The 22,188-nt window shown below is 69.6% G+C and carries 20 protein-coding genes; 14 read left to right on the top strand and 6 right to left on the bottom strand.

What is annotated here, in order from left to right; genetic code table 11:
* Window positions 1–1,793: diflavin oxidoreductase (locus FNH04_RS18375; RefSeq protein ID WP_194236725.1), on the top strand; the 1,793-nt coding region annotated here is incomplete at its 5' end.
* A 28-nt stretch (window positions 1,794–1,821) separates the two neighbouring features.
* On the opposite strand, the gene FNH04_RS18370 is transcribed toward FNH04_RS18375, so the two are convergent.
* The gene (locus FNH04_RS18370) at window positions 1,822–2,217 is read right to left on the bottom strand and encodes a TOBE domain-containing protein (protein ID WP_152785565.1); all 396 of its coding nucleotides are present in this window, start codon (window positions 2,215–2,217) and stop codon (window positions 1,822–1,824) included.
* A gap of 264 nt (window positions 2,218–2,481) precedes the next feature.
* On the opposite strand from FNH04_RS18370, the gene FNH04_RS18365 reads away from it, so the two are divergent.
* Window positions 2,482–2,925 (top strand): Fur family transcriptional regulator, encoded by a 444-nt coding sequence (locus tag FNH04_RS18365; protein ID WP_152785563.1) that lies wholly within the window; start codon window positions 2,482–2,484, stop codon window positions 2,923–2,925.
* A 24-nt stretch (window positions 2,926–2,949) separates the two neighbouring features.
* Window positions 2,950–5,166, top strand: a complete 2,217-nt coding sequence (katG, locus tag FNH04_RS18360; protein ID WP_152785561.1) for a catalase/peroxidase HPI — start codon at window positions 2,950–2,952, stop codon at window positions 5,164–5,166.
* A gap of 124 nt (window positions 5,167–5,290) precedes the next feature.
* On the opposite strand, the gene FNH04_RS18355 is transcribed toward katG, so the two are convergent.
* On the bottom strand, window positions 5,291–6,757 hold the full coding sequence (locus tag FNH04_RS18355) for a WGR domain-containing protein (RefSeq protein ID WP_322723257.1): 1,467 nt from the start codon (window positions 6,755–6,757) through the stop codon (window positions 5,291–5,293).
* Between the two features lie 412 nt (window positions 6,758–7,169).
* Here FNH04_RS18355 and FNH04_RS18345 point away from each other — a divergent pair, with 412 nt between their 5' ends.
* Window positions 7,170–7,583 carry a VOC family protein gene (locus FNH04_RS18345; protein ID WP_152785557.1) on the top strand — a complete coding sequence of 138 codons (414 nt, stop codon included), beginning with the start codon at window positions 7,170–7,172 and terminating at the stop codon, window positions 7,581–7,583.
* A gap of 18 nt (window positions 7,584–7,601) precedes the next feature.
* Complete coding sequence (locus tag FNH04_RS18340; protein WP_152785555.1) at window positions 7,602–7,940, top strand: hypothetical protein; 339 nt, start codon at window positions 7,602–7,604, stop codon at window positions 7,938–7,940.
* Window positions 7,941–8,031: 91 nt separating this feature from the next.
* Here the strand turns inward: FNH04_RS18340 and FNH04_RS18335 are convergent, their stop codons facing one another.
* Window positions 8,032–8,565: a MarR family winged helix-turn-helix transcriptional regulator gene (locus tag FNH04_RS18335; RefSeq protein WP_228031475.1), complete on the bottom strand. Its 534-nt coding sequence runs from the start codon at window positions 8,563–8,565 to the stop codon at window positions 8,032–8,034.
* A gap of 241 nt (window positions 8,566–8,806) precedes the next feature.
* Here FNH04_RS18335 and FNH04_RS18330 point away from each other — a divergent pair, with 241 nt between their 5' ends.
* Window positions 8,807–9,511: a DUF4142 domain-containing protein gene (locus tag FNH04_RS18330; protein ID WP_152785552.1), complete on the top strand. Its 705-nt coding sequence runs from the start codon at window positions 8,807–8,809 to the stop codon at window positions 9,509–9,511.
* 368 nt (window positions 9,512–9,879) lie between these two features.
* On the opposite strand, the gene FNH04_RS18325 is transcribed toward FNH04_RS18330, so the two are convergent.
* Entirely contained in the window at window positions 9,880–10,152 is a 273-nt protein-coding gene (locus tag FNH04_RS18325; protein ID WP_152785550.1) for a hypothetical protein, read from the bottom strand.
* 165 nt (window positions 10,153–10,317) lie between these two features.
* Window positions 10,318–11,238, bottom strand: a complete 921-nt coding sequence (locus tag FNH04_RS18320; protein WP_322723256.1) for a helix-turn-helix domain-containing protein — start codon at window positions 11,236–11,238, stop codon at window positions 10,318–10,320.
* 480 nt (window positions 11,239–11,718) lie between these two features.
* On the opposite strand from FNH04_RS18320, the gene FNH04_RS18315 reads away from it, so the two are divergent.
* The 4 genes from FNH04_RS18315 to FNH04_RS18300 all read left to right on the top strand — a co-directional run bounded on the left by FNH04_RS18315 (window position 11,719) and on the right by FNH04_RS18300 (window position 17,851).
* Window positions 11,719–12,078: an effector-associated constant component EACC1 gene (locus FNH04_RS18315; protein WP_152785546.1), complete on the top strand. Its 360-nt coding sequence runs from the start codon at window positions 11,719–11,721 to the stop codon at window positions 12,076–12,078.
* The gene (locus tag FNH04_RS18310) at window positions 12,068–15,616 is read left to right on the top strand and encodes a caspase, EACC1-associated type (protein WP_152785544.1); all 3,549 of its coding nucleotides are present in this window, start codon (window positions 12,068–12,070) and stop codon (window positions 15,614–15,616) included. The genes FNH04_RS18315 and FNH04_RS18310 overlap by 11 nt, the downstream gene beginning before the upstream one ends.
* Window positions 15,609–16,679 carry a methyltransferase domain-containing protein gene (locus tag FNH04_RS18305; protein ID WP_152785542.1) on the top strand — a complete coding sequence of 357 codons (1,071 nt, stop codon included), beginning with the start codon at window positions 15,609–15,611 and terminating at the stop codon, window positions 16,677–16,679. The genes FNH04_RS18310 and FNH04_RS18305 overlap by 8 nt, the downstream gene beginning before the upstream one ends.
* A gap of 152 nt (window positions 16,680–16,831) precedes the next feature.
* Window positions 16,832–17,851: a fatty acid desaturase gene (locus FNH04_RS18300; RefSeq protein WP_152785540.1), complete on the top strand. Its 1,020-nt coding sequence runs from the start codon at window positions 16,832–16,834 to the stop codon at window positions 17,849–17,851.
* Between the two features lie 88 nt (window positions 17,852–17,939).
* Here the strand turns inward: FNH04_RS18300 and FNH04_RS18295 are convergent, their stop codons facing one another.
* Window positions 17,940–18,389, bottom strand: coding sequence for a RidA family protein (locus FNH04_RS18295; RefSeq protein ID WP_322723255.1), 450 nt, complete (start codon window positions 18,387–18,389; stop codon window positions 17,940–17,942).
* A 191-nt stretch (window positions 18,390–18,580) separates the two neighbouring features.
* On the opposite strand from FNH04_RS18295, the gene FNH04_RS18290 reads away from it, so the two are divergent.
* The 4 genes from FNH04_RS18290 to FNH04_RS18275 all read left to right on the top strand — a co-directional run.
* Window positions 18,581–19,783 carry an aminotransferase gene (locus FNH04_RS18290; protein ID WP_152785536.1) on the top strand — a complete coding sequence of 401 codons (1,203 nt, stop codon included), beginning with the start codon at window positions 18,581–18,583 and terminating at the stop codon, window positions 19,781–19,783.
* Window positions 19,784–19,905: 122 nt separating this feature from the next.
* On the top strand, window positions 19,906–20,181 hold the full coding sequence (locus FNH04_RS18285) for a hypothetical protein (RefSeq protein WP_228031474.1): 276 nt from the start codon (window positions 19,906–19,908) through the stop codon (window positions 20,179–20,181).
* A 130-nt stretch (window positions 20,182–20,311) separates the two neighbouring features.
* Complete coding sequence (locus FNH04_RS18280) at window positions 20,312–21,025, top strand: aspartate/glutamate racemase family protein (RefSeq protein WP_322723254.1); 714 nt, start codon at window positions 20,312–20,314, stop codon at window positions 21,023–21,025.
* Window positions 21,026–21,038: 13 nt separating this feature from the next.
* Window positions 21,039–22,188, top strand: a 1,150-nt coding sequence (locus FNH04_RS18275; protein ID WP_228031473.1) for an isocitrate/isopropylmalate dehydrogenase family protein, incomplete at its 3' end; no start/stop codon positions are given.

Here is a 22,188-nt window from a genome sequence, read left to right as displayed (position 1 = left end):
CCCCCGTCCTGTCCGCCCAGGAACGCCAGTACCTCACCGGCTTCCTGGCCGGGCTCGGCACCCATGCCCCCGGTGTCTCCGGTGTCCCCGTCCTGCCGCCGGACGCGCCCTTCAGCCCCGAGCACGCCCTGTGGGTCAACGGCGTCCTCGCCGGCATGTACTCCCGGTCCGCTCCCCCGGCCGCCCCCTCCGCCGAGCCCGCCGGCCGTGAGGTCGTCGTGCTGTGGGCCTCGCAGACCGGCACCGCCGAGGAGTTCGCGGCGACCACCGCCGAGCGGCTGACCGCCACCGGGCACCGGGCGCGGCTCGTCGGCATGGACGACACCGACCCCGGTCAACTCCCGCGCGGGGCGGACCTGTTGCTGATCACCAGCACCTTCGGCGACGGGGACGCGCCCGACAACGGCTCCGGCTTCTGGGACACCCTCTCCGGCCAGGAGGCGCCGCGCCTCGACGGTGTGCGCTTCGCCGTGCTGGCCTTCGGGGACTCGTCGTACGACGACTTCTGCGGACACGGCCGACGGCTGGACGCGCGCCTCGACGAACTGGGCGCGGTGCGCCTGGCCCCCCGTACGGACTGCGAACCGGACTACGAACCGTCGGCGGGCGCCTGGCTCGACCAGGTGCTCACCGCCCTCGGTACGACCACCGGGGCTCCCGCGCCGGCCCGGCCGGCCAAACCCGCGCCCACCACCGCCCGGCTCGTCGGCAACCGGCTGCTGAGCCTGCCCGGCGCGGGCAAGGAGGTGCGCCGGTTCACCTTCGACACGAGCGGCACTCCCCTGACGTACGAGGCGGGGGACGCGCTCGGCGTACGGCCGGTCAACTCCCCCGGCCTGGTCGCGGAATGGCTCGCGGTGACCGGGCTGGACGGCTCGACGGCCGTACAGGTGGGCGGAGTCGGTGAGGTGCCCTTCGCCGAGGCCCTGCACCGGCATCTCGACATCACGCGGATCACCTCCGACCTGCTCCGGTTCGTCTCCGAACGGGCCCGTGACAAGCACGAGTTGAAGCGGCTGCTGCGTCCGGACAACAAGGACGGGTTCGCCCAGTGGTCCTGGGGGCGGCAGGCCGTGGACGTGGCCGCCGAGTACGCGGTGCGCGCCAGCGCGCAGGAGTGGGCCGATGTCTTCAAGCGGCTCCAGCACCGCCTCTACTCCATCTCGTCGAGCCCGCTCGTCGACCCGCACCACATCTCGCTGACGGTGTCGGTCGTGCGGTACGAGAACCTGCACGGGCGCCCGCGCGGCGGGGTCTGCTCGCCCTTCCTCGCGGACGGCGAACCGGACATGGAGGTCCCGGTCCTCGTGCAGCGCTCCCCGCATTTCCGGCCGCCCGCGGACGGCTCGACCCCCATGATCATGGTCGGTCCGGGCACCGGGGTCGCGCCCTTCATCGGTTTCCTGGAGGAGCGGCGCGCGCTCGGCCACCGGGCACCCAGTTGGCTGTTCTTCGGCGAGCAGCACCGCGCCACGGACTTCTACTACGAGGACGAGCTGACAGGCTTCCTGGATGACGGCGCCCTCCACCGGCTCGACACGGCGTTCTCCCGCGACCAGCGCGCCAAGGTCTACGTCCAGGACCGTATGCGCGAGCACGGCCCGGAACTGTGGCACTGGCTGCAGGACGGCGCCCGGTTCTACGTCTGCGGCGACGCCTCCCGTATGGCCAAGGACGTGGACCAGGCGCTGCGGGACATCGCGGTCACGCACGGCGGGCTGAGCGAGGCGGAGGCCACCGCGTACCTGAAGCAACTGGCGGCGGACAAGCGGTACGTGCGGGACGTGTACTGATCGTCTGATCGCCCGTGTAGGCGACTGCTCACGTGCGGTCGATGTGGACGTTGGTCGACTTCACGCGGGCGGTGGCCTGCATGCCGACCTCCAGGCCCAGCTCCTCGACGGCCTCCCGCGTCAGCAGGGAGACCAGCCGGTGCGGGCCCGCCTGGATCTCGACCTGGGCGGCGACATCCCCGAGCTTGATGGCGGTGACGATGCCGGGGAACGCGTTGCGCGCCGAGGTGTACGGCGTCTCCTCCTCACCCGGGCCGTTCTGCGCGAGCTCGACGGAGAACGCGGCGAGATCCCGCCCGTCGATGAGCCGCCGCCCGCTCTCGTCCCGGTGTGTGGCGACCCGTCCGGCATCCGCCCAGCGGCGTGCCGTGTCCGGGCTGACGCCCAGCAGACGCGCCGCCTGGCCGATGGTGTAGGACTGCATATCCGAGAGGTTAAGCGACAAAGCCTCGCATATGCAAGCATTTCGCGCCCAACTTGCCGCACATGCGACCTGATGCATCTTGATCGACGGCGCGCCACGCGCGTACAGCAGTAGCATCTGCGCCCACCGACACGCACCCCGACACCTCCACCGGGCAGCACACGCGCGCCATGACGGGGCATTCGTCGCCCGACACACGCCGCGCCAAACTTGGACTGATTCCATTTCTTGAATCGCTCGTGTTTTTGGGGTTAGGTTGGTCCCATGAGTTCACCCCAGACTCCGACCACCGCCGAGGAGCTGCGCGGTGCCGGCCTGCGGGTGACGGCCGCCCGCGTCGCGCTGCTGGAGACCGTCCGGGAGGGTGATCACCTCGGTGTCGAGGCGATCGCCTCCGGGGTGCGCGACCGCGTGGGCCATGTCTCCCTCCAAGCCGTGTACGAGGCCCTCCACGCGCTGACCGCCGCTGGACTCGTACGCCGTATCGAACCGCCCGGCAGCCCGGCACTGTTCGAGGGACGCGTCGGGGACAACCACCACCACCTCGTGTGCCGGTCGTGCGGTGTCGTCGCCGATGTGGACTGCGCTGTCGGCCACGCCCCCTGCCTGACCGCGTCGCACGACCGGGGTTTCGCGATCGACGAAGCCGAGGTCATCTACTGGGGCCTGTGCCCCGGCTGCTCCACCACCCCCAGTCCAGCTCCTTGATCCACCCAGTTCGGAAGGACCCCCATGACTGAGAACCACGACGCGATCGTCACCGACCCGAAGCCGGAGGAGACCGGCGGCTGCCCGGTCGCTCACGGTCGCGCCGCGCACCCGACCCAGGGCGGCGGAAACCGCCAGTGGTGGCCGGACCGGCTCAACCTGAAGATCCTTGCCAAGAACCCCGCCGTGGCCAACCCGCTCGGCGAGGAGTTCGACTACGCGGAGGCGTTCAAGAACCTCGACCTCCAGGCCGTGAAACAGGACATCGCCGAGGTACTGACCACCTCGCAGGACTGGTGGCCCGCCGACTTCGGCAACTACGGCCCGCTGATGATCCGTATGGCCTGGCACAGCGCCGGCACCTACCGCATCAGCGACGGCCGCGGCGGCGCCGGCGCCGGCCAGCAGCGTTTCGCCCCGCTCAACAGCTGGCCGGACAACGCCAACCTCGACAAGGCCCGCCGTCTGCTGTGGCCGGTCAAGAAGAAGTACGGCCAGAGCCTGTCCTGGGCCGACCTGATGATCCTCACGGGCAACGTCGCGCTGGAGCAGATGGGCTTCGAGACCTTCGGCTTCGGCGGCGGCCGCGCCGACGTCTGGGAGGCCGAGGAGGACGTCTACTGGGGTCCCGAGACCACCTGGCTCGACGACCAGCGCTACACCGGCGACCGTGAGCTGGAGAACCCGCTCGGCGCGGTCCAGATGGGTCTGATCTACGTCAATCCGGAGGGCCCGAACGGCAACCCGGACCCGATCGCCGCGGCCCGCGACATCCGTGAGACGTTCCGCCGTATGGCGATGAACGACGAGGAGACCGTCGCCCTGATCGCCGGTGGTCACACCTTCGGCAAGACCCACGGCGCCGGCCCCGCGGACAACGTGGGCAACGACCCCGAGGCCGCCTCGCTGGAGGAGCAGGGCCTCGGCTGGAAGAGCACCTACGGCACCGGTAAGGGAGGCGACGCCATCACCTCCGGCCTGGAGGTCACCTGGACCGCCACGCCGACCCAGTGGAGCAACGGGTTCTTCAAGAACCTGTTCGAGTACGAGTACGAGCTGACCGAGTCCCCGGCCGGCGCCAAGCAGTGGGTGGCCAAGGACGCCGAGGCCATCATCCCCGACGCGCACGACCCGTCGCAGAAGCGCCTCCCGACGATGCTCACCACCGACCTGTCGCTGCGCTTCGACCCGGTCTACGAGCAGATCTCGCGTCGCTTCTACGAGAACCCCGACCAGTTCGCGGACGCCTTCGCCCGTGCCTGGTACAAGCTGACCCACCGCGACATGGGCCCGAAGTCGCTGTACCTCGGCCCGGAGGTCCCGGAGGAGACGCTGCTCTGGCAGGACCCGCTGCCGGAGGCCGAGGGCGAGGCCATCGACGCCGCCGACATCGCGGCGCTCAAGGCCAAGCTCCTCGCCTCGGGTCTGACCGTCTCGCAGCTGGTGTCCACCGCGTGGGCGTCGGCCTCCTCCTTCCGCGGCAGCGACAAGCGCGGCGGCGCCAACGGTGCCCGCATCCGCCTGGAGCCGCAGCGCGGCTGGGAGGCCAACGACCCCGACCAGCTGCGTCACGTCCTGAGCGTCCTTGAGGGCGTCCAGTCGGAGTTCAACTCCGGCGCCAAGAAGGTCTCCCTGGCCGACCTGATCGTGCTCGGCGGCTCCGCCGCCGTGGAGAAGGCCGCCAAGGACGCCGGCTTCGACGTGGAGGTCCCCTTCACGCCGGGCCGTGTGGACGCGACGGAGGAGCACACCGACGTCGAGTCGTTCGCCGCGCTCGAGCCGACGGCCGACGGGTTCCGCAACTACCGGGGCAAGGGCCACCGCCTGCCGGCCGAGTACCTGCTGCTCGACAAGGCGAACCTGCTGACCCTGAGCGCCCCCGAGATGACGGCCCTCGTCGGTGGCCTCCGTGTCCTCGGCGCCAACAGCGGGCAGTCGACGCACGGCGTCTTCACCGACACCCCGGGCACGCTGACGAACGACTTCTTCGTCAACCTGCTCGACCTGGGTACGACGTGGAAGTCGACGTCCGAGGACCAGGTCCTGTTCGAGGGCCGCGACGCCGCCACGGGCGAGGTCAAGTGGACCGGCACCCGCGCCGACCTCGTCTTCGGCTCGAACTCCGAGCTGCGCGCCCTCGCCGAGGTCTACGCGAGCGATGACGCGAAGGCGAAGTTCGTGGACGACTTCGTCGCCGCGTGGAGCAAGGTCATGGACCTCGACCGGTTCGACATCGCCTGATCACCTGGTCACTCGATGACCTGACCACCACGTCCGGGCCGGCCCACACGGGTCGGCCCGGATGTCTTCCACCCTGGGCGTGCGCGTTCCGCCGTAACGCCTTCACGAGGATCCAGGGGACAGGTCACACCAGGCGCCTGATCTCTCCGCGCACTCGGTAGAAGCCGCCCGCGGAGGAGTGCAGCTCGTCCACGACGTAGCGGGCGCCGGGCTGCCGTATCGCACGGGGGAACTGGACGTTCCAGTTTCGCTCGTAGCCGTCGGAGACGACATGCACCCGCACTCGTCCTCCCTCCTGGACGCACTCCACGACGATCCCGCTCCCCGAGGCGGAGGCGGCGCTGACCGTCGCGACGGAGGCGGCGGTGGTCACCGGTGCGTACGTGGGCATGGCGGCCGCCAGCTTGATGTCCGCGGCGACCGGGACGGTGCCCGACTGGGCGGCGTTGATCGCGGTCTCGCCGGCGTCGATGCAGGCGAGCGAGCCGTCCGTGGAGACGATGTACAGCCTCTCGTCGCGGTACTGCATGGAGAGCGCCGAGCCGCCGCCCGTACCGAGCTTCCACAGCCGGGTGCCGTCGGCGGTGAAGCAGTAGACGGAGGAGGCGGAGTCGCCCGCGAAGACGTACCGTCCGCCCGGGGAGGTGGCGCACGAGTACACCGCGGCGTCGCACTGGTAGGTGGCCTCGATCCGCCCGGTGGCCTTGGAGAGCCGCTGGACGACCCTCCGCCCGGTGCCCGCGTAGACCGCGTTCTCCTCCTGCCAGCCGAAGAGCACGTTGCCGCTGGTCGCGGTGTGCCAGAGCTGGCCGGCGCCGTCAGCCGCGTACGCCGTCACACCGCGGCTGTGCCCGTGGTACACGGCACGGTCGTCGGCACGCACCATCCAGGCGCTGTCCCCGGACGAGTTGCGCGACCACTGGAGTTCGTCCTCGTGGTCGATGACCGTCAGTCCGCCGTTGCGGTCGGCGACGTTCAGCACGCCCTCGTGGATGTCCAGCCAGAAGATGTCGACATCGTCCGCTATCCGGTAGGCGGCGAACGGCACCTTCGAGGAGAGGTCGTACACCTGGCCGTCGTCACAGCCGGCGTAGATCCAGAAGTCGTCCGCCACCAGGCACTTCACACCGTCGGGCAGAGAGTAGTGGGCCAGCACCTCACCGTCGTGGCCCAGGCTGTAGACATCGCCCTTCTGGTTGCCGACCCAGCAGTTGTCCTCGTCCACATGGATACCGAACGCCGAGGTACCGGTACGGAACCGCCACAGCACCGGGGCCGTCGCCCTCGCCGTGGACGGGGCGGACGTCACCTGGCGGCGCGTCACCGGACGGGCCGCGCGCTGCCCCTGGACCGCGGGCGCGTACCCCTTGCGCACCTTCTCGGCGATCTTCTTCGCCGCCGCGGCCTCGGCCTTCTCGACGGTCGGGAAGGTGGAGGTCTGGCGCTGCCCATCGACGCCGATCCGCCCGTACCGCACGGCGACGGTCGTCCCCTCGACGATCACCTCGTAGAACTTGTGGGCGCCGCCGCCCTCCTGGGACAGCTCCAGATACGTCGTGCTCCCCGACTGTCGTACCTGCGCAGCGGACACAGCACACCCCTCCCCTAGCCAGATCGGCCAGTGTGGCCGATCTCCAGTGCCCCACAACTTAGAGGTCGCCACTGACATCGCCTCTCTCACGGGTACCGGCGAGCCCGGATCCGCGTTCGGTCACGTGACGAGTGCGCCCGTGCCGGACGCCGCGCGGTGCCGCCGCTGATCGGCCCGGGGCCACCCCGCCGAGCACCGGCGCGACGGCCACCGGCGTCGCGCCGACCAGCAGCGGCGAGCGGTGACCGAGGCCCGCGCCGAGGGTGAGGCCGCCGAGGGCCAAACCCGCCGCGGCACCGACGTTCTCCGCGCACAGGGGCCCGCCAGAGCATGGCCGCACCCGGGAGGCCGTTGTCAGTGGGCCGCGTTAGCCTGCGCAGACCGGACCGTTCTCCCGTTCCAGGAGGTTTCCATGGCTTCGCGGCTCAACCCCTACATCAGCTTCGCCGGCGACGCCCGGCAGGCGATGGAGTTCTACAAGGAGGTCTTCGGCGGGACCCTGAGGCTCAACACCTACGGGGACTTCGGCCAGCAGGGCACCCCGGACGCCGACAAGATCATGCACGGCATGCTGGAGACCCCGAGCGGCTTCACCCTGATGGGCTCCGACACCCCTCCCGGCTCGGAGCACACGCCGGGCAACAACTTCTCGGTCAGCGTGAGCGGCGACGACGACACGGAGCTGCGCGGCTACTGGGAGAAGCTGTCCGCGGGCGGCTCCGTGACCGTACCGCTGGAGAAGCAGATGTGGGGCGACGTCTTCGGCATGTGCACGGACCGCTTCGGCGTCCCCTGGATGGTCAACATCGGCCAACCGAGCAGCTGACCCCGACACAGCGCCGTGATGACTGACGACCCCTCAGCCCGGGGCGGACCGCAGGACTACACCCGCGCCTTCCTTCGGTCCGCCCTCCCGGCCGTCGAGGATCTGTGCGAGAGACGGGGCGGCGCGTTCGAGTCGCTCACGCACGAAGCCGTACCCGACGCCAAGGGCGAGGTGCTCGTCACCGCCACCGCAGTGGTGCGTTTCCGCGGCCGCCGCTGCGTTTTCCGCCGTGGGATCTGGCCCCCGGACCATCCCGCCACGACCCGCGCCGCGATCTACGCAACGGTCCTGGAAGAGCGCCTGCTGACACGGGTTCGCTCCCTGCCCGACGACGACATGTCACCGGTCGGCCTTTGATGCTCGGCCCTTGATACTCGGCCCTTGATACTCGGGGGTGATACTCGGGGGCGGCCCCGCCGGAAGGTGTCGAAGGCGCCCGAAGGGACGCTCAGGCCCCGCGCTTGACCGCCGTGTCCACCCAGCCCAGCGGATACGCCCCGGCATCGTCCGCCGCAGGCGCCAAGGGCTCGCTGCCCGCCTCGTTGAAGGCGGTCAGCGCCTCGACGAGCGCGACCCGCTGGTTCACGTCGAGCCGTTCGACGATCCCGGTGATCTCGGCGCGGCGCCGGGCCGTGACCTCCGCGACGGTACGCCGTCCCTCATCGGTCAGCCGCAGCAGCGTCTCACGGCGGTTGTCCGGGTTGGTCTGCCGGTCGGCGAGTCCGGCCGCGATGAGCCGGTCCACCATGCGCATCGCGGTGGACGGCGCCACCTGGAGCAGGTCGGCGAGCACGACCAGCTTGGTGGCACCGCGGGTGGAGAGCACCACCAGCATGCGGAACTGCGGCAGTGTCAGCCGCTCCTCGACCGCGGCCAGAGACCGGGCCGAGACCGCGACGAGCAACCGGGACGCTGTCAGCACAGCGCGCGTCACCGCGTCCACATCGTCCATGTCACCGCCAGGGAGGTCATACTCGCGCATGCCCCCTTTCTACCTCGCCGAGCGACCTGCCCGCCCAGGCGAAGAGAACAGATTTTGCTCTCCCTGACCGTTGCCCTGGCCACGGCAGCGGCCGTTCACGGATGAGCCCACGGTCTCTTGACCGTTCCTTGAACATACGCACGACCCCATCCGTACCTCTCTCTGCGTGCCGTGCCAGCCGCAACAGGTGTCCGCTCCGAATGCCCTGGAGGAATCACTCTCAACCCGACCGGGAGAACACATGCATTCGAACCGACACGCGGTATCCACGCGGGGCACGGGGCGGACGATCACGATCATCGCCGCCGTGTGCGCCGTGATAGCCGCGGCCGTCATCGCGATCAGGGCGGGCAGTGACGAAGCCTCAGCCAGCCCGACGGTCGCGGGCCAGGCCCAGCACGCCGGCGGACATGTCGCCACCGGCGGCGCCGGACAGACGGCGACGGGCCAGAACGGCAAGGCCGACCTGACGGTCACCGATGTGGACCGCGAGTTCCTGGTGAAGGTGCGCCAGGCCGGACTGTGGGAGATTCCCGCCGGCCGGCTCGCCCAGACCAACGCCTCCAGCGAGGCCGTCAAGCGCGCCGGGGACCATCTGATCGACGGGCACAGCAAACTCGACCAGCTCGTCCGCGAGGACGCCGAGATCCTCGGTGTGGAAATCCCCAACGAGGCCACCGAGGAACAGCAGCAGTGGGTCCGGAATCTGGAGAACGCCCAGGGCGAGGAGTTCGACAAGCTCTTCGCCAACGTCCTTCGCGCCTCGCACGGCAAGATCTTCGCCACGATCGGTGAGGTCCGGGCCGCCACCCAGAACGACCTCATCCGCCGCCACGCCCGCCAGGCCAACCAGACCGTCCTGGACCACATGGAAGTCCTGGAGGACACCGGGCTCGTCGACGCCTCCACCTTCCAGGAGGTCGAGGAGGACGTCGCCCCCAAGTAGGGGTCGCAGCGGCCGGCCGTGCCGGTCTCAGGAATCAGCTGCCGCCTGCGCGCCGTCCGGGGCCGCCTCACAGCCGCCCCGGACGCCGTCTCGCCAAGGCAAGCGCCGAGAAAACACGGTTCGGACGAGCCGAACCACTGGCCTCTCATTTTGCACTGTGCAATGATTGGACTCAGGGGGAAGCCGAGCCGACGGTCGGCCGTTGCCTGGCGCCCAGGAGTGACACCGGCACGGTTACGCGGCAAGGGCGGCACGCCGCCGTCGGCAGGGCCTCCCCCTCACCTCGCACCAGGAGACACGGACAGCTCAGGAATGCCCGACAAGGCCTGTACCGGGACAGGCGATCCACTTCGACATCGCACCGGCGCTCAGGTCGGCTTCCGGCTCCTGGTGAGCAGCCGGACACCGGAAACGGTCCGGTAGACGCCGTAGAGCAGCGGCCCCCAGACCACGAAGTACGCGCCTTTGCCCTGGACCTGCTCGTAGGTGATGACGGTGAGGAGCAGGCCCCCGATGAGCCAGGCGGCACCGAACTCGATGGAGCGTTTGCCCCGCGTCTCCCAGACGGCCCGTTGCTCCGGCGAGACGGTGGTGCACGGCGCGGGCGAACTCCCATACGGCCGCACGCCGTTGTCAGTCAACTTGGTTCCTGAGTCAATGAAGGTTCCCTGGCCGTTTCACCAGGACCAGCGGGATCCGGATGACGCACCGCCACCCGTCTCGCGGTCGCGACGGCCCCGAGGGCATCGCCGGTCGGACGGTCCCCCGCGCCGTCCGACCGGCCATCGGTTGCACGAGCCGGGACGCTATCGGCCGGCGGTCGGCCCGGTCTTGGACGAATTTGCACTCGCCGAGAGAGCCAGCGCACCCTCCACCCGTCGAGAGACAACCATCTGTCCGGGTGTGGTCCCTGCGATGGCCCGGAACTCGCGGTTGAGGTGCGCCTGGTCGTAGAAGCCGCAGGCCGTCGAGATCTCGGTCAGACTCGCGGCCCCGCGGCTGAGCATCGCCACGGCGTGGCGGAAGCGCAGTACCCGGGCGGACGCCTTGGGCGTCAGCCCGATCTGCTGGGTGAACCGCCGGATCAGGTATCCCTGGCTCCATCCCACTTCGGCGGCGATACGGGCGATGGGGACCGTCCCCGCGCTGCCGGAGAGCAGTCGCCAGGCGTGGCCGACCTCGGGCGCGGGCTCCGGGCCGCGCCCGATCCGGGCGAGCAACGCCGCGTCCAGCAGGTCGAACCTGGCCGCCCAGTCCCGGGTGGACGCCAGCCGCTCCACCAGCGTCCCGGCTTCGAGCCCCAGAACGTCCCGGATCTCGACGGCCAGATTCGTCAACTCGCTCATCGGCATGCCGAACAGCCGGTAGGCGCCCAGCGGCGTGAACTCGACCCGGATCGCCTCCTGGCCGCCGGGATGCACACAGATCGCGGGCCGGTCCTCCAACCCCACCACCAGCGACCCGATACTCCCGCTGCTCCCGTCCGGTACACCCAACCGCCGGACCTGGGAAAACGGCTCCGCGAGGCTGATCACCAGGGTCGCACACCCGGTCGGCACCAGCCGCGCCTCATACGGCGAGGTCACTGCGTCCCAGTAGCCGACATAGCTGCGCAGGAACGGCCGCAATCCCGGATGCCAGGGCCGCGTGATCCGCCACAGACCACCGAGCCGCGCGACCTCGACCGCACCCGCACCCGCCGTGCCGCCACGTGCGCCATGAAGCACCAAGAGGCTCCCCTCACCCCGAAGGCACCACCCTGAGCAAACCGCCTGGCAGCTCCGCCGTACCTTCGTCGGCTGTCCGATCCAGCAACTGATCGTTCCGCGCACTTCACAGTATCCATGCCGCCGCGACCAACTCATGGGCGGCGAAGTGAAGCCGGCCTTGCGGCGGGGCGGGCCCATCCGTGGCACCGGCCTTCGGGCGCGAGCGATCTGCTGGACAAAGATCCCCAACTCCTTGCGAGCGGTACGTTTTTGATCGCCTTGACCGCACATCAGGATGCGACTTGACGGCATATCAGGGTGCGACGCATGCGTGGTGGCAGCGCCAGGCCGACGGCCCCGCATTCCCGGAGCAGCTGTGGTTTGACTCGCGGATGGCCTGGGGAGGATGGCGCTTGCCGCGGCGCCCCTTGTCGGCCGGCTGCATGCGGGGACTACCCACGGACCATGGATGAACGTGATCGCGGGAGGGCGGGGGCCATGGACAGTCAGGACCAAGGGCAGCGAGGTCCGGGGCAGCAGGTCGTCGAGTTGCGGACGGACGATGCCGACGATCTCGACGCGCTCTACCGCGAGCTCCGGGGCATGCGCGGCCTCACCCTTGAGGCGGTGCCCGCGCCGATCGCCGCGGGCGACCAGGGTTCGGGGATGGACCTCCTCATCGTGGCCTTGTCGAGCGGAGCCGTCACCAGTTTCATCGATCTGCTGCGCAGCATCGTCGAGTCCCGCGGGCAGAAGACGACTCTCAAGGTCCAGCGTGGCAGTGACAGCATCGAGATCAGCGCCGATTCCCTAGAGGAGACATTGCCGCTGCTTCGGGAGCTGTTGCGTGGACCGTGACCTGTCCCGGTCGCGCGCAGTACTGATCAGCAACTCCGTCTACGCCGACCCCAAGATTTCCGATCTCCCCGCGGCGGCGTCAAGCCTTGACGCCATGGGCCGATTACTGACCGGCGACCTGTGCGGCTGGCCTCCGGACCGCGTGGTGTCGCTGCCCGACCTGGCCAGCCCCTCGGAGGTCGCCCGCCGACTGATCCCCATGGTCAGGGACGTCACCGACACGGTGTTGCTCTACTACGTGGGCCACGGCCTGCGGACTTCGGACGGACAGCTGGCGCTCGCCCTGGCCGACAGCGAGGCGGACCCGGAGTCGCTGCCGCACACCGCGATCCTGTACGACGCGCTCGCCAGGATCCTGCGGGGCAGCCCGGCCGCCACCAAGGTAGTGATCCTCGACTGCTGTCACGCCGAACTCGGAACTCGCGCCAACTTCCAGTTCCAGTCCTCCGACTTCGCCGAAACCTATCCCGTCGACGGGCTGTACTTCATGGGTGCGAGCCGGATGCACGCGAAGGCCAAGGCCCCGCTCGGAAACGAGCCGACGTACTTCACCGAGGCCTTCCTGAACGTCGTGGCCGGCGGTATCCCGCACAAGCCCGCCGAACTGCGCCTGGACCAGATCTTCGTCGAACTGCGGGCCCGGCTGCTGCGCGCGGGCCTGCCGGAGCCCGTCGAGAGCGGCACATCGGGCGCCCGGCGGTTCCTGTTCGCCCGCAATGCCGCACCGACCACCACCCACCTCGACCCCGACGCCGAGATCAGACGACTGACGGCCGAGCTGGCGGCCAAGTCCGCCCGGACACTCGGCTCCGCTGTCGCGCAGGAATCCTGGAACATCGTGGACTACCTGCACGACCTGATCCGGTCCGGTTCCCGGCTGACGTTCGGCGACCCGGCCGCGCAGCCGGACACCGGCGACGAGGCAGGCCTGATCACCCTCGAACAGATCTGGACGCCCCTGCGGGTGGCGGACTCACGGGCCGCCCCGGACCTGGACCCCTTGGCCGCGTCGACCGAGGGCGTCGACCTGGGTGAGCTTCTCGACGCCACCGAGGACTCGGTCGTCATCCTCGGCGACCCCGGAGGCGGAAAATCCACCTCGATCGCCGCCATCGCCGTCCGGGCCGCCCGCCGCTACCTCTCTTCCCCGGAGAACCCGCTGCCCATCAGAGTGCAGCTGGGCAGCGTCATCGCGGCTCTGGCGGGCGGCCCCGAACTGCTCCTGCTCTCCGGAGTACCGGAGGTCAAACTCACCATCGCCCGCGACGGCAGGAACGCCGGCAACCAACTCACCGAATTCCTGCGCGCCGAGATCCAACAGGGCCGTGCGCTCCTGCTCCTCGACGGCATCGACGAGATCGCGGAGGCGTCGCTCGGCGCCATCCGCCGGGCCATCTCCCACATCCTCCTCCCCGCCAACGGGACCCGGATCATCGCCACCTGCCGGAAGTTCGACTACCGCCAGACCAGGCCGAGCCGCAAGGTCGGGATCCCCCGCGAGCTCGAACTGCTGCCGTACACCCGGACGGACAAGAACCAGTACGTCCAGCAGTGGTACGACGCGGCCGCCCGGACCGGCCGCTTCTCCACGGAGGAGGCCGTCGCTCTCGCCTCCAGTCTCAAACGCGAGCTTCTCAACCCCGAACTCGCCGAGCTCGGCGAACTTCCGCTGCTTCTCACGCTCCTGACGCTCATTCACTCCGACGAGGGCCAACTGCCCGACATCCGTGCTGTCGTGTGCGACCGGGCGATCAGATACCTGCTGGCGGACAAGGCGAGATGGCGTGGGCAGACCGGCGACGAGACCGCCGTCCCGGTCGGCTCGGTGCTCGCCCTGGCCATCCGGGTCGCACACCACATCCACCTCGGCGAGGAGAGCACCCGGGGAGCGTCGGCATCCGGCGTCACCCGCGAGAAGATCCATGTCCAGGCCGCGGCTCTCTGCGCCGACCTGGCCCGCCTGCACGTCCGGTCCTCGACACCCGACCCGCACGAGCTGACGAGCCGGCTGCTGCGCAGCCACGGCCTGCTCGTCGAGATCGGGCCGGGGCGGTACCGGTTCGCCCACCGCTACTTCCAGGAGTTCCTCGCCGGCCAGCACTACGCCCAGGGGGCGCGAACCGCGGACGTCCTCGCCAAGGCCCGGATGCTGCACTGGCGCGAGCCGCTCCGGCTCATGGCGAGTTTCGCCGGCTACGAGGGCGAGAACATCTTCTACATTCTCACGCTGGTCAGCGAACTGCTCGGGCGGGAGGAGCCGGCGCACGACGGCGCCTCCCCGAATGCCTCTTCGGCCGCCTCTTCGGTCACCACCTCCCAGTTGGCCGCCGAGATGCTCGTCGAGATCGGGCAGAGCCGCCTCGCTGCCTTCGGGTTCGACCGCGTCCTGAGCCCGGACACCGACTCCCACGGGATCGACGGTCTGTGGCAACGGGCCAAGGACGCCATCACGGAACAGGTCGAGGACGCACGGCTGCCCCTGGCCGAGCGCTTCCGCGCGGCCTCGGTCGTCGGCCATCTGGGCGACCGGCGCGTCGCCACCGAATCGGGTCGGCCGAGAGGCCCCTGGGAGAACCTCGTCCCGATCCCGGCGGGGCCCGCGCTGATGGGCAGCGGGCGGCTGGACGACGACCGCACGATCTCGGCAGGGACGCGGCTGGTCGACTTCCCCGCCTTCGGCATCGGCCGCTATCTCGTGACCAACGCGCAATACGCGGCCTTCGTCGAGGCCGACGGGTACGCCGACCGGGACTACTGGCGCGGCCGGATGGCGACCGGATGGATCAGCGGCGATCCGGCCGTTCTCTCGGATCTGCGCGCGCACTGGCTGAGGACCGTGCATGAGCACCACGCGAAGGAGCTCCGTGACGGCGAAATCCTCATCACCGATCTGAGAGCCGAGTCCGTCGTCCGGATCGGGACGCGTACCAGACCGTTCTACTGGGACGACCGGCGCTTCAACCAGCCGAACCAGCCGGTCGTCGGGATCAACTACTGGGAGGCGGAGGCGTACTGCGCCTGGGCGACGGAGCAGGGCCGCCGCACCGGCATGCTCGGGCCGGCCCAACTGGTCTCGCTGCCGACCGAGTTCGAATGGGAGCGGGCCTGCCGACCGGTCGACGACGACCGGGTCTATCCGTGGGGCGACGAGGAGTCCGATGACAGGACACACCTGCGGACCAACGCACTGAACATCCGGCAGCCCAGCCCGGTGGGAATCTATCTCCCGTCGTGGGAGGAGGGCCCGTGCGATCTCGGCGGAAACGTGTGGGAGTGGACCACGAGCCTGAACCGCCCCTACGGGCCGGAGCACGACACCGAGAGGTCGGCGTACGACAGCCTCGACGAGCACATCGTGCGCGGCAGTTCCTGGTACAACACCTTCCGCTTCGCCGCGTGCAGCTCCCGGGCCGTTGATCGGTCCTACAACCTGTTCTACGACGTCGGATTTCGTGTGGTGGTGGTCGATGCCTCCGCCCACCGTCCCGGCGAGGCCGCGTCCGGTGGGCCCGCCCATTCAAGGAGATCCCATGGCTGACGCTCTCCCCGACGGGCTGGAGGACAAGCTCGTCTCCGCTCTGCAGCCGATCCGTGGCTTCGTGCTCGCCCAGTCCCTGTACCAGTTCCTGGAGACGGGCGCGCACGAGGTCCTCGCGAGCGCGGGCACTCTCACGGTCGCCCGGCTCGCCCGTTCCTGCGATCTCGACGAGGACCGGCTCCGCGGATTTCTCCAGTACTTGTCGAACGAGGATTTCGTCGAGCTGACAGCTGAGGACGAGGTCACGCTCTCGGCGAAGGGCGCCGAGATCGCCGTCTTCCGCCCCTGGTACACACTCCTCGTCGGCGGATACACAGGGGCGATGGTCGACCTCGGCCGTGCCCTGGCCGACCGGGGCGTGTACGCGTCCCGGGATGCGGCCCAGGTGGGGGTGGGAAGCTGTGGGATCAGCCGGTTCGACGCGCTCCCCATGGCGGAGCGGCTCCTCGAACGGATCCCGGGCGGGGTCCGCACCGTTGTGGATCTCGGCTGCGGTGACGGCCGGTACCTCGTCGAACTCTGCGAGCGGATACCCGGACTGCGCGGGGTAGGCGTCGAACTCGGAGAGCAGTCGGTGGCCAACGCCCGGAAGCTGGTCAGGGAGCGCGATCTGACGGATCGCATCGACATCCGCATGGGCACCGCCACCGAGCTGCCCGACCTCGGTGACCTGCCCGAGCCGCTCTGCTTCATCACCGCCTTCGTCCTGCAGGAGATCCTGGAGCAGGCCGGCCGAGAAGCGATCGTCGACCTCCTCACCCGCGGCTTCCAGCGTCACCCCGACGCGAGCTGGATCGTGGTCGAGGTGGATCACCGCCCGGCTGACGAGAAGGTCATGCTGCACGGTCTGGGCCTCGGCTACTACAACCCGTACTACCTCATCCACCACATCACGCGGCAGCAGTTGGAGACGCGGCAGTTCTGGGAGGATCTCTTCGCCGAGGCCGGTCTGCACGTCACCGGACCGGAAACCCCCGATGCGGCCTACGACTCGTTGGGGCTCAAACTGGCCTACCTGCTCCGGGCCGCGCCGGGAACGCCGGAACAGGCAGCACGGACATGACCGGCGCGGTGTCGGACGTGCGGGAATCGATGCGCGTCCTTCCCGGGCGGCTACAACCGGTGTTGACGTGGATCACCGGGAAACCGCTCGCGGACGAGCCGAGCTGGAAGCTGCGGCCCGTGGACCACCTCACCGCGTCCGTCGTTCCCACCGTGGCCGGCGTCGCCATGGGCTGGGCCGGGGTCTCGGCGGGCGGATGGTGGCTGCTCGTCCTTCCCGTTTCATGGCTGCTTACGGTTCACGGAATGCGGAAGCTGGGTTCGATGATCCTGCACCAGTGCACGCATTCCACGTACGCGTCGGGCAAAAGGGCGAACCGCATTCTTGGCGAGTTCATCTCGGTTCTGCTGATTACTCAGGAGTATGACGACTACTCCCGCGAACATGTGTCGGATCACCATTCGGTCAGCCATATGACCATCGACGATCCCACGGCCCGCTTTATCGTGGAAGTCATGGGGTGCCGCCCGGGAATGGCGCGGAATCTGATGTGGCGGTCGCTGGTGCGCACACTGCTGTCACCGATATTCCACCTGCGGGCCACCTATGAGCGGCTACGGTCGCACTTCTCCGGTACATCCGGCCGGCACCGGCTGCTCACGGCCGTCACGCTGGCGGCGCAGGCCCTCGCCGTCACCGCGGCTCATGCCTGGACGATCGCCCTCGTCGTCTGGGTCGTACCGTTGACCGTGCTGTACAACGCGGCTGGTGTGCTGCGGCTCTCCTGTCGGCACCTGTTCCCCGCAGCGGGACAGGATCTGGACGGCCGCACCGCCATAGCGGCCGCCACCCATGGCATCTTCCTGGGCGAGCGAACACCCGATCCCGCCCTACGAGGAATGCGCCGAGCGTGGAGCTGGACCGGTTGGTGGCTCCGCATGATCCTGAACCACCTGGTCACCCGACTGTTCGTCATGGTCGGCGACGGCCCCTGCCACGACTACCACCACCGGTTCCCCAAGTCCAGGAACTGGGTGAACTACCCCTTCGCGCGACGCGACGACATCGCGGGCGGGCATCCGTCATGGCCCGCTTACACGGAGGTCTGGGGCCTTCGGGCCGCGATCAACGAGGTCTTCGACTCGCTGTACCGGGCAGATCCGGCCGCTTACGAGCTGCCGCCTGCCGTCCGCAGGAGCAGCGGCGCCAGAGCGGTTCGTCTCGCGGACTAGCGTGCGGTGCCCCGTTGCCCGCCACCGGGGCCACGGGGCACCGCACCAGGCGGCGGAACCCGTCCGGTGGCCCCGGCGCCACCCGGTACTAGGACACGTGGACGACCATCTCGATCTCGACGGCCCAGTTGTACGGCAGAACCATTCCCACGGCGGAGCGTGCGTGCCGGCCCCGGTCGCCGAGCGCCTTGAGGAGGAAGTCACTCGCCCCGTCGATGACCAGCGGGGTCGAGTCGAAGCCCTCGGCGACGTTCACCATGCCCAAGACCTTGACGACGCCCTGGATCGACTCGATGTCCGCAACGGCGCCAACCGCGCGCAGGCAGTTGTAGGCGGCGAGCTCGGCCGCCTTGGCGGCCTGCTCGATGTCGAGGTCCTTGCCCACCTTCCCCTTGATCTCCAGGCCGTCGTGCGTGGAGATCTGTCCGGAGGTGAAGACCAGGTCGCCGACCCGCCGCGCCTGCTGGAACGGGGGGAACTCCAATGCGGCAGGTTCGTAGGCGTACCCCAGTCCGGCAAGCTTCTCGATGATCGTCACAAAAATGCCCCTTCTGGCGGTTCTCATGCTCGCGGAAATCTGGGAGGTCAGAATGACTGCATGCTCCAACTGACTTTTCCCGAAAGGATGTTACCATTGCGGGCTGGTTCCAGGACCGGCCTCGATGTGTCAAAAGGTGATCAATTCCGATAACTCTGAACCGCCGCACACCGCGGCTCGGCAGGAGGAACTTGAAGCTGATACATCGCACACTGGAGCAGCCCACATCCCCGATCGGCGCGGTGCAGGCACTGCTGGCAAAAAGACGCGGAGACCGGGAATTGATCGACCTGTCGCAGGGCGTTCCCACCTATGCTCCCGCGCCCACGATCGTGGAGTGGGTGGCCGAGGCCGCCCGGCGCCCCGACACGTCCCTGTACGCGGCCCGGTCGGGAGTCCCGGAGCTGCGCAAGCTCATGGCCGAGGAGCTCTCGAGTGCCTACCTCGGTACGGTGGACGAACGACAGGTGCTCATCACCGCAGGCTGCAACCAGGCCTTCTGCGTGGCGGTCTCCGCACTGGCGACCGTGGGGGACGAGGTCATCCTGCCGGTTCCCTACTACTTCAACCACGACATGTGGCTCCGGATGGACCATCTCGTACCGGTCCACCTACCGGTCGGCCACCACTTCATACCCGACGTGGAGTCGGCCGAGCGGGCCATTACCGCCCGGACGAAGGCGATGGTCCTCGTCACCCCGGGGAATCCCACCGGCGCCACGATTCCGCCCGCCGTGATCGGCGACTTCGCCCGGCTCGCCGCACGTCACGACATCGTTCTGATCCTGGACGAGACCTATCGGAGTTTCCGGCAGTCCGACGAGCCCCCACACGACCTGTTCGGGACGCGGGACTGGCCGGATCACGTCATCAGCCTGCACAGCTTCTCCAAGGACTTCGCCCTGCCCGGTTACCGGCTGGGAGCCCTGGTCGGCCATCCGGACCTGCTGGTCGAGGCCGGCAAGCTCCTCGAATGCATGGCGATCTGCGCTCCCGGCATCGCCCAGGAGGCGGCGATCGCGGGCCTGCGCGGTGCGCTCGACTGGCGACGCGAGCGGGCTCTGGAGACTGGCGCCAAGCTCGACCGTTTTCGGTCGCTCATGGCTGACTCGCCGGGCGGCTTCGAGCTCTGCGCTTCGGGTGCGTTCTTCGGCTGGGTGCGGCACCCCTTTCCGGAGTCGACGCACAACGTGGTGCGCGGGCTCGTGACGGAGCAGGACGTCGCGGTGCTTCCCGGCACCCTCTTCATGCCTTCGGACGAACGGTTCCTGCGCTTCAGCATCGCGGCCCTAAAGGAACCCCAGTTCGGCGAACTGCACGCGCGGCTCACGGCATTCGGCGCGGCACGGGAGAACAGGCACGTACGCGGCGGCGCGTCCCCAGGGCGGCGATGACGCCGGCGGCCGTGCCGACCTCGACGTGCGGGGAATGATCCCGCCGAAGCTGCGGGCATGGGCGTCGGCAGCCACGCCAGCCGTGGAATCCCCTCGTCCTCGGCGAGCGGGGCGCCCGGAGCATGGTGCGGGCCAGCACCGAACTGGAGGTGGTCGTGGCCGGCCCGGGCGCGAAGGACACGGTGCTGCGGGACACGCTCAAGGGCGTGCGGGCGATGATTCAGCGCGGACGGGTCGAGCGCACGGGTGCCGTCCGGTCCCGCGAGGTGGCCTACGCGGACCACGTACCGATCTTCGAGGTGGTCGCGAAGGGGGACGCCATGGCCGCGCGATCGGCCATGGCCCGGCCGCCGAACCGTCTTCGGCGTCAGGGCGCCGCACGGCCAAGAACCGGTTGACCGGTTTACCGGATGCCCCTACAGTGGCGGCGCGGCAACGCGACCGACGAGGCGTTCCCGCGCCGAGCGGAGCGGGCCCGCGGTCGGAACCCTTACCGGTCCCCGCCTACCGGAAGAGGTAAGAACCCCGGTGATCGAACCCCACGCTCTGGTCGCCATGATCCATGCCGTGCCCGCCGCGACCCGTATCGCCGAGCAGGCGTTCGCGCGGGAGTTCCCGCAGGCCACGGTCTGGAACGTGCTGGACGACCGTCTGCTGGACGACGCCCGCGCCACCGGCGGGCTCACCGACGCGCTGCGCCGGCGCATGCTCCGGCTGATCGGACACGTGATGGACGGCGGCGCCCACGGCCTGCTGCTGACCTGCTCCTCCTACGGGGAGGTGGTGGACACCGCTCGCGTCCTGTGGGACGTGCCCGTCCTGAAGCCCGACGAGGCGATGTTCAAGGCCGCCCTGGCCGGTCCGTACCGGCGCATCGCCGTCGTCGCCTCTACTCCGCCCGCCGTGCCGGCCGCCGTCGCCCAGCTCGAAGCGCTCGTCCCGGCGGTACGGCCGGACCGCCCGGTGGACATCGTGACCGCCCTGAGCGAGGAGGCGGCGGCCGTCGCGGCCGACGCCGAAGCGACCGCCCGTCACCTGGCCGACGCCCTGCGAGCGGCCGGGGGCGCCGACGCCGACGCGGTGCTGCTGGCGCAGTACTCGCTGATCCCGGCCCGCGAGGCGCTGGCCGCACTGGTGGGCGTGCCCGTGCTGGACGGTGCCGGCGCCGCCGCCCGTGAACTGCGCGGCCTGCTCGTCCCCGGTGCCCCGATTCCCGCAAGGCCACGACCCGCCCTGTTCTGAGAGGAACCCCACCATGAGCACCGCCTACCGCCTCGGCGTCCTTGAGGGCGACGGCATCGGCCCCGAGATCGTCCCGTCCTCCGTGGAGATCGCCACCGCCGCCGCGCAGGCCGCCGGGGTCTCGGTCGAGTGGGTGACGCTGCCGCTCGGCGCGACCGCGATCGCGTCCCACGGCACCCCGGTCCCCGAGGAGACCAAGGCCGCCCTCGCGGGACTGGACGGCTGGTACCTCGGCCCCCACGACTCCGTCAGCTACCCCGAGCCGCACAGGTCCGCGCTCAACCCCTCGGGCACCCTGCGCAAGCACTTCCAGCTGTTCGCCAACATCCGCCCCGCCAAGAGCTTTCCCGGTGCGAAGGCCGTCTGCGGCAACGCCGACCTCGTGATCGTCCGCGAGAACACCGAAGGCTTCTACGCCGACCGCAACACCTTCGCCGGCACCGGGGAGTTCATGCCCACCGAGAACACCGCGATCATGATGGGCATCATCACCCGGGAGGCCACCGAGCGCGTCGCCCGCGTCGCCTTCGACCTCGCCCGCTCGCGCCGCAGGAAGCTGACCATCGTCCACAAGGCCAACGTCCTGAAGCTCACCACCGGCCTGTTCCGGACCGTGTGCCAGGAGGTGGCCAAGGACTACCCGGACGTGGCGGTGGACGACTTCCACATCGACGCCATGACCGTCCACCTGGTGCGCCGTGCCCAGGACTTCGACGTCATCGTCACCGAGAACATGTTCGGCGACATCCTCTCCGACCTGGCCGGCGAGATCTCCGGTTCACTGGGCACCGCACCGTCCATCAACGCCTCCGCCACCACCGCCATGGCCCAGGCGTCCCACGGCTCCGCCCCCGACATCGCCGGGCGGAACACCGCCAACCCAGTCGCCATGATCCTGTCCGGCGCGATGCTGTTCGAGTGGCTCGCCGGGAAGCACGGCGACGAAGCCCTGGCCACCGTCGCCAGGATCATCGAGAGGGGTGTGGCCGACACGATCGCCGCCGGCACCTCCACCCGCGACCTCGGCGGCTCCGCCTCCACCACCGAGTTCACCACCGCCGTCATCAAGGCCATCACCGCAGGCGCCGGCCAGGTGACGGGCGGTCGCTTCGGCGTCGGCCGCGACGGCCGCCGCCTCCTCGCTCAGGGCGGTCACGATGTCC

Source organism: Streptomyces phyllanthi (assembly GCF_009377205.1).
GTDB lineage: Bacteria > Actinomycetota > Actinomycetes > Streptomycetales > Streptomycetaceae > Streptomyces > Streptomyces phyllanthi.
Note: the sequence above shows the minus strand (reverse complement) of the source record. Positions and strands in the feature narration are given on the sequence as shown.

Coding starts and splice junctions, on each gene's coding strand:
- FNH04_RS18370 (WP_152785565.1), bottom strand. CDS start 2,217: ATGCAGTCCTACACCATCGGCCAGGCGGCGCGTCTGCTGGGCGTCAGC.
- FNH04_RS18365 (WP_152785563.1), top strand. CDS start 2,482: ATGAGTTCACCCCAGACTCCGACCACCGCCGAGGAGCTGCGCGGTGCC.
- katG (WP_152785561.1), top strand. CDS start 2,950: ATGACTGAGAACCACGACGCGATCGTCACCGACCCGAAGCCGGAGGAG.
- FNH04_RS18345 (WP_152785557.1), top strand. CDS start 7,170: ATGGCTTCGCGGCTCAACCCCTACATCAGCTTCGCCGGCGACGCCCGG.
- FNH04_RS18340 (WP_152785555.1), top strand. CDS start 7,602: ATGACTGACGACCCCTCAGCCCGGGGCGGACCGCAGGACTACACCCGC.
- FNH04_RS18335 (WP_228031475.1), bottom strand. CDS start 8,565: ATGCGCGAGTATGACCTCCCTGGCGGTGACATGGACGATGTGGACGCG.
- FNH04_RS18330 (WP_152785552.1), top strand. CDS start 8,807: ATGCATTCGAACCGACACGCGGTATCCACGCGGGGCACGGGGCGGACG.
- FNH04_RS18315 (WP_152785546.1), top strand. CDS start 11,719: ATGGACAGTCAGGACCAAGGGCAGCGAGGTCCGGGGCAGCAGGTCGTC.
- FNH04_RS18305 (WP_152785542.1), top strand. CDS start 15,609: ATGGCTGACGCTCTCCCCGACGGGCTGGAGGACAAGCTCGTCTCCGCT.
- FNH04_RS18285 (WP_228031474.1), top strand. CDS start 19,906: ATGGTGCGGGCCAGCACCGAACTGGAGGTGGTCGTGGCCGGCCCGGGC.